This window comes from Pseudomonas sp. CM25 (assembly GCF_013179705.1).
In the GTDB taxonomy this organism is placed as follows: Bacteria; Pseudomonadota; Gammaproteobacteria; order Pseudomonadales; family Pseudomonadaceae; genus Aquipseudomonas.
The window spans coordinates 34,709-41,758 of the sequence record NZ_JABMCW010000012.1; the positions used below are offsets into that span (position 1 = coordinate 34,709).

Genomic DNA, 7,050 nt, shown 5'->3' on the forward strand with positions numbered 1-7,050 from the left:
CCGGCTGCGGCCGGGTCTCTTGAAAGGAACTTCATTCATGCAAGCTTCGCAGCAACGAAAGTGGTCTCGTTCTGGCATCCAGACCAGCGTGATGGGCTTTGGCGCCGCTCAGCTGGGCAATTTCATGGCCCCAATCACCGAAGAGACCGCAGCTGAATTGGTCCAGGCCACCTGGGATGCCGGCATTCGATTCTTCGATACGGCGCCGAGCTATGGGCATGGCTTGAGTGAGGCAAGATTGGGGCAAAGCTTGCGTTGGAAGCCCCGTGAAGAATTTGTGCTGGCTACCAAAGTTGGGCGATTGCTGACACCCCAGCGCCGGGAGAAGATCGATTTCGGTTGCTGGATCAAAGGGCTGCCATTCGAGTGGCGATTCGATTATTCCTATGACGGCACAATGCGTTCCATCGAAGACAGTCTTCAGCGTACGGGCCTTGAGCATATCGACGTTGCGCTTATTCACGAAGTCGATGTCTATACCCATGGCACCCAGCAGCCTGAGGTATTCGATTGCGCCATGAAGGGGGCGGGGAGGGCGTTGCTCGAGTTGCGCGATCAAGGCGTCGTAAAGTCGATTGGAATCGGCGTCAACGAGAGCGATGTAGCTCATGAAGCCATCCAGCGCGTCGATTTCGACTGCATTCTATTGGCCGGACGTTACACCCTCATCGAGCAAGACGCGTTGAACGAGTTTCTCCCACGATGTGAGGCACAGGGTGTCTCGCTGATCGTGGGCGGAGGCTACAATAGCGGGATCTTGGCCACCGGTTCAGTTCCAGGCGCGCGCTACAACTATGCGCCCGCCCAGCCTGAAGTGCTGGAGCACGTCGCTCGAATCGAGGCTGTTTGTCGGGATTTCGACGTCCCTCTCAAGTCGGCTGCATTGCAGTTCATCGCTGCGCATCCAGCAGTGGCCAACATCATTCCGGGCGTTCGCAGTGTTCAGCAGCTCAACGAAAATATCGTGACATGCGAGCGCGAGATTCCCCACGATTTCTGGCATGAGCTCAAACGTAGATCGCTCATTCGAGCGGATGCGCCCACTCCGACCTCCCGCTGACCTCTGTCTTGATTCCTATTGATTCAGCGAGCATTCGTCCCACCGTTTCGGTGCCCGCTTTTTTCTTCAGGTAGTACGTTACACGCAGAACGCTTCTTAACAAAACCAATAAAAGGAAGAGGGTTTTATGGACAATCGTTTTTTCGCGGGCGCAATCACCTGCCTCCTGGCGGCCCATGCTGGGGCCACAGAGATGACAGTCATCTCCTATGGAGGCGTCAGTAAGGCGGTGCAAACCGAAGTCTTCTATCAGCCGTTCGCGGCCGCCCACCAGGTCAAGCTGATTGCGGGGGAGTACAATGGTGAGATGGGGCGCATCAAGGTCATGGTCGACACCCACAGCGTCAACTGGGATGTCGTTCAGGTTGAGGGTGATGACTTGGTCCGGGGATGCGAGGAAGGTCTGTTCGAGCCTTTGGATCAAGCGCGACTCGGCAAGCAGGAAGATTTCGTGCCTGGCACTTTTTCTGAATGCGGAGCGGGTCTATTGGTTTGGTCGATGGCGTTGGCGTACAACGCAGACGCTTTGCTCGAAGCACCTAAGGGCTGGCAAGACTTTTGGGACGTAGAGAAGTTTCCGGGCAAGCGAGCCTTGCGCAGAGGGCCGAAATTCACACTAGAGGCTGCTCTGATGGCTGACGGGGTCCCCCGCGAAGAAATCTACAATGTGCTGTCAACCCCCGAGGGCGTGGACAGGGCTTTCCGTAAGCTGGATGAAATCAAACCGTACATACAGTGGTGGGAGGCCGGCGCCCAGCCGATGCAGTTCTTGGCCAGCAACGACGTGATAATGACCACCGCCTTCAATGGTCGGATCTTCGATGCTCAGAATTCCGGGGTGCACGTCATGCCGATCTGGAATGGAAGCATTTACGCGATCGACTACTGGGCCGTTCCGCGTGGCAGCAAGCACAAGCAGCTCGCGCAAGACTTCATCGCCTTCACCCTCCGCCCGGAAAATCAGCAGAAGCACACGACCCAGCTGGGCTACGGTTCAGTGAATCTGCACACCGCAGCGCGTCTCGACCCTGCGTTGGCTGCGCAACTCAACACCGCTCCGGCAAACATGGCGCAATCGATGGCTGTTAGCAGCGAGTTCTGGGTCGATCACGGGGAGGAATTGCAGGAGCGCTTCAACGCTTGGGTCGCGCGCAAAAGCTAAACCCCATCGGCAAGCGGCGTTAGGCTGCTCGCCGATCAAGCGGCTTCAGCGTCCGCCGTGGATCTTTCACGGCGGACATGAAAATAGCCTAGATGTCGCATTCTTTGAGGTAATCCTTCTATTTCTTCAAGTCAGGTCAGCTTAGTCTGAACAGGTCTTAAGTATTGCTTGGTAACCATAGCGACGTTCGGTCGAGCATGAGTACGGCATACGAAAAAAGTCGCTAGTCAAGCCGATGTACAGGCAGTGTCATATTCGTCGTTCATTTGGAGTGAGTGTGCCAACGCTCGCTGCATTCGTTCGGCCGGCTACATTATTTACAAAAACAATACGATAACTCATCGCGTTTAAGCTGGCGTTCCTCCACGGAGGGCCATCTGCCTGTGTTGAGTTGTTCAGCAATGAGTAGCAATAGAGACAATATAATAATGTCAAACAAGCAAAAGATTTCCTTAGAAGATGCCCCCCTTAACAGCTTTCACAAAAAGTTGGCTATCTACTCTTCTGGTGCCCCCTTCCTAGATGGCTATATCCTCAGCATCATCGGCGTCGTCCTCGTTCAGTTAAGCCATGCACTTCAACTAAGCGCCTTCGAAGAGGGCTTGGTGGCCGCGGCGTCTCTGGTGGGTATGTTCTTTGGCGGTTTCGTGGGGGGGCTGTTCACGGACAAGCTCGGCCGCAAGACGCTGTATGTTCTCGTTCTGGTCGCTTTGGCTGTGTTCTCCCTGGGTCAATTCTGGGTGAACTCCGCAATGGCGTTGATTGCGCTGCGCTTGCTGCTCGGCGTGGCGATCGGCGCTGACCATCCACTGGCAACGTCCTTGCTGGCTGAGTTCTTGCCGAAAAAACAGCGTGGTTCGATCCTTGCGAGTTTGGTGATGATGTGGTTCGTCGGTGCTGCCGTCGCCTACGTGGCCGGTGAGTTCATTCTGCGCGCTATGGGCCCGGAAGCCTGGCGTTGGGCCCTGGCCAGTGCAGTGATACCGGCGGTATTGTTCCTCGTGATGCGTGCCGGCACACCGGAATCTGCCCGTTGGTTGCTCAGCAAAGGCCGCACCGCCGAAGCCGATCAAGTCATCAAGAAAGTTTATGGCAGTAACTTTTCGATTGCAGATTTGCCAGAGCCGCCCGCCGAGCGCCGCGTATCGGTGTGGCATCTGTTCCATTCCCAATACGGCAAACGCATCTTCTTCGTCAGTGTATTCTGGACGTGTTCGATCATCCCACAATTCGCGATCTATGCCTTTGCCCCTAAAATCCTCGCGGCAATGGGGCTCACTGGCGAACTTGCCGCTTGGGGTGCAGTAGCGATAACGTTCATCTTCGTCTTCGGCTGCCTGCTGGGGGTGAAGCTGATCAATCCGATGGGCCGTCGTAATATGCTCATTCACAGCTTCTTGTGGTCTGGTTTGGCACTTCTGCTGCTCGGTCTGTTCCCAGATGTCGCTGGGCTGGTAACGCTCGTACTGTTTGGCAGCTACGCATTGTTCATCGGCGGCGCTCAAGTGCTTCAGTACGTCTACCCTAATGAATTGTTCCCCACCGAAATTCGTGGTTCTGCGGTGGGCTTGGCGACATCCCTGTCGCGCATTGGCGCGGCGGTTGGTACTTACCTGGTGCCGATATCGCTTTCCTCGTTCGGAATCGCCAATACCATGCTTGCTGCGTTCGGCATTTCGATGGTCGGTCTGTTATTTACGTGGCTGATGGCGCCGGAGACTCGCTGCCTTGATCTTGCCCAAGCCAGTGCGGCCTAAACTTTAATTATCGGTTCTTGTTGTGTCTCTTTGGCGCGCCTTCAGATCGAAAGCGCGCTTTTTTTTTGCATCGGTTTGAGCGCCGTCGGTGTACGTCGGTTTCCCTCGCTATCCCCCGGTGTCAGGATAGTTGTCGCCTCTCCGCATTTTCCTTAAAAAGCACATCGGGGGCGGAAAGAGACTGGTCGTGCCGGATTATTCACCTGAACGCAGAGCCGCATTACTCAAGATGTTGCTCCACCGCAGAACCTGTCGATGGTCGAGGTTTCCCGGGGCGAAGGGGACCGCGAGATGTCTTTGTCCAACTGGCGCAAGCAGCTCAGTACTGAAGGAAGTGCAGCGTCCGAAAACCAATCATCGGCCGAGAGCTGGCCAGCCGAAACTAAGTTTGCTGTCGTCCTAGAAGCGGCTGGCTTGTCCGAGATCGACCTGGGCGAGTATTGCCATCGTAAAGGCCTTTACCCCGAGCAAATTACTGCTTGGCGGTAAGCCTTCATCACCGGCCGAAAGTCGGGTCGCAGTCAGCGCCCCTGGCGGCATGCGGCTCCGACGACACATGCGGCAAAAGGGCCGAATCAAATGTGGTCGTGGTACATCACGTATCTACCGTCGCCGATACGCGGCAAGTTTTACTACCTTTATCTGATTGAGGATATTTACAGCCGCAAGGCCGTGGGCTGGGAGGTCTACGACGTGGGAAAGCGGCGAGAATGTCCCCGCCTACTGCAACGCAGCGTGATCGTTGAGCAATGTTTACATGAGCCACTGTTGCTGCACTCGGACAACGGAGCGCCGATGAAGTCGGTGACGCTGTTGAGCAAGATGTACTACCTTGGGATCACGCCCTCGCGTGGTCGACCGCGGGTCAGCAACGACACAATCCCTACGCGGAGTCGCTGTTCAGAACGCTGAAATACTGCCCGCAATGGCCGCAGAATGGTTTTGCCAGTCTGGACGCCGCACGGGCATGGGTGAGGGACTTCATGCGGTGATACAACAACGAGCACCGGCATAGCCGTATCCGGTTCGTCACACCGGCTGAGCGGCATTGAGGACTGGACCATCAGGGCTTGTTCCAGCGACATGAGCAGTACGAACGAGCCAAAGAGAAAAAGCCGGAACGGTGGTCGGGTCCAACGCGTAACTGGGAGCCGATCGGCACCGTGCTGTTGAACCCGGATTGAGAACAACAGGTCAAGAACAGAGCGGCATAGTTGACGGTTGACGCCACAACTACCTTGAACGCCGCGCACCAAAATCGGCTTCGGTGACGAATCGAGCCGATAGTTAACTTTTGGCACATGTGAGGCTTCCTGGGCAGTGCATGAGTCATGCCGGCCTGAAGCCGATCGACCGTGAATATACGTGCGACAAAGCATCCTCCTCGGCTGGGGAAAAAGGGTCCCTGTTCGTCTGATCTTCGCCGAGCTTGTCGGGAGTCTATCTAGCTGTGACCGGCTCCCCCAGGCCTGCCTTCATGGGGTCTTCGCCAAGCCTCTAAGCATACCTTTTCGGCATAACTGTAAGGCCGCTAGACCGTCTACCGTTCAAAGCGAGAGCTTTCGAGATCTGACGGTGCGCTGGCGGAACGATACGCTGCGCCGCGACTTTAGCAACAACGAGTACGACGAGAATCGAATCATCATCACTTACCCCTTGGATCTGCTTTGACGAGCGGGGCGGTAGGGCTGCGGAACTTCCTTGGCGGGAGAATCACGCCCAATGACTAATAATACGGCTTCCGCCGCAGGTGCGGGCGCGCAGTTAGCTGTTCGCTATCTGCTAATGCAAGGCGGTAACAAGATAGGCGTGTATGTGTTGGCGGACGATCTTTGCGCCGACCCGAGACTGCGTGACCTTACGTTGCATTCAATCATCGAGCTGTTAGGCACGCAACATGCCGATAAGCTTGAAGTCGAGCTACCACGCGTGAACAGAGTCGCCCTCATACGGGCGTCATCTCGACCGGGTATCGATGTGGATTACCTTTCTGGCGAGGTCAACGCCGGGCAGGCCAGCATTGACTACAGCCGAAGCTGTGCAAACCTGCTTGCCGGCGTGGCGCCGTTCGCGATCGAACGAGGGCTTGTTGCGATCAGCGGTGATGTCACGCCGGTGCGGATTTTCATGGAGGGCACGGGTCATGTTGCGGTCGTGCAGGTTCCCACGTGCGGTGCAGCGGTCCAATATGCCGAAGCGCCCACGTCTGATGCACCCCATTCGGTAACAGCTTTGTTCATTCAATTCCTTCAACTTGCAGGGTCGACGTGTGGTGCGTTGTTTCCCACGGGTAACGCCGTGGATGTCATTGATGGTGTAGCGGCGACCTGCATCGATAATGGTGCGCCGATGGTCATTCTGCGCGCGAAGGATGTGGGTTGCACGGGCTTGGAAACCCCTCAAGCCTTGAGCACCAATGAGGTACTTAGAGACAGGCTTGAACATATCCGCATGCATGCCGGACTTGCAATGCGCCTATCTGAGCAGGATCGCAAGACGTTGCCCAGGGTCTGTCTGTTGGCAGCCTCTGCGCGAGGGAGCCCGATCGTTACGCGGACCTTCACGGCGAATAAATGGCACCCTGGTATCAGCATTCTAGGTGCGGCTACCGTCGCAGCCGCTTGCGTTCTTAAGGGTACGATTGCGGTTGGCCGAGCAGACCTAGAGGATGGAGACCGCCGACCGATCGCGATAGAGTATGCGACAGGTACTTACACGATATACATCAGCGTGCAAGGCGGACAGATAGGGGATTGTGGCATAGCGCGAACGGTACGGTGGCTGTTCAATGGCGAGGTACTCGTGCCCATTGACCAGCCTGCGCAAAGGGCCTCGACTCGCACGCCATGATAGGTAGCATACTGCGAGTATGGCTGGGGCTGGCCCGAGCATAGGCGAAGTGAAAGCAGAGGGTATCGCATGGCGGTGAGAATCAGTCCTGATCATTTGTTCTGCTTGGCTAACAAACCTTGGAGTACTTGATTGACTTGTGGGTCGGGTGGGTAAGATTTGTTCCACTTCTGAAGAAACTTCACGGCTTCTGATGTGCGATTTGACCTGTCCAGGGACAA

At 56.0% G+C, this 7,050-nt stretch carries 4 protein-coding genes and 2 pseudogenes; all 6 read left to right on the forward strand.

Annotated elements, in window-relative coordinates; genetic code table 11:
* Positions 1-37: 37 nt before the first annotated feature.
* The 6 genes and pseudogenes from HP546_RS02725 (at position 38) to HP546_RS02750 (ending at position 6,829) form a co-directional block, all read left to right on the forward strand.
* Positions 38-1,060, forward strand: a complete 1,023-nt coding sequence (locus HP546_RS02725; RefSeq protein WP_172219349.1) for an aldo/keto reductase — start codon at positions 38-40, stop codon at positions 1,058-1,060.
* Positions 1,061-1,187: 127 nt separating this feature from the next.
* Positions 1,188-2,222 carry an ABC transporter substrate-binding protein gene (locus tag HP546_RS02730; RefSeq protein WP_172219351.1) on the forward strand — a complete coding sequence of 345 codons (1,035 nt, stop codon included), beginning with the start codon at positions 1,188-1,190 and terminating at the stop codon, positions 2,220-2,222.
* 428 nt (positions 2,223-2,650) lie between these two features.
* Positions 2,651-3,979 carry an MFS transporter gene (locus tag HP546_RS02735; RefSeq protein ID WP_172219353.1) on the forward strand — a complete coding sequence of 443 codons (1,329 nt, stop codon included), beginning with the start codon at positions 2,651-2,653 and terminating at the stop codon, positions 3,977-3,979.
* Between the two features lie 187 nt (positions 3,980-4,166).
* Positions 4,167-5,163: pseudogene (locus HP546_RS02740) on the forward strand (transposase).
* 358 nt (positions 5,164-5,521) lie between these two features.
* Positions 5,522-5,650: pseudogene (locus tag HP546_RS31265) on the forward strand (OprD family outer membrane porin); the annotation flags it as partial.
* 51 nt (positions 5,651-5,701) lie between these two features.
* Entirely contained in the window at positions 5,702-6,829 is a 1,128-nt protein-coding gene (locus HP546_RS02750; RefSeq protein WP_172219355.1) for a PrpF domain-containing protein, read from the forward strand.
* The last annotated feature ends 221 nt before the right edge of the window (positions 6,830-7,050 follow it).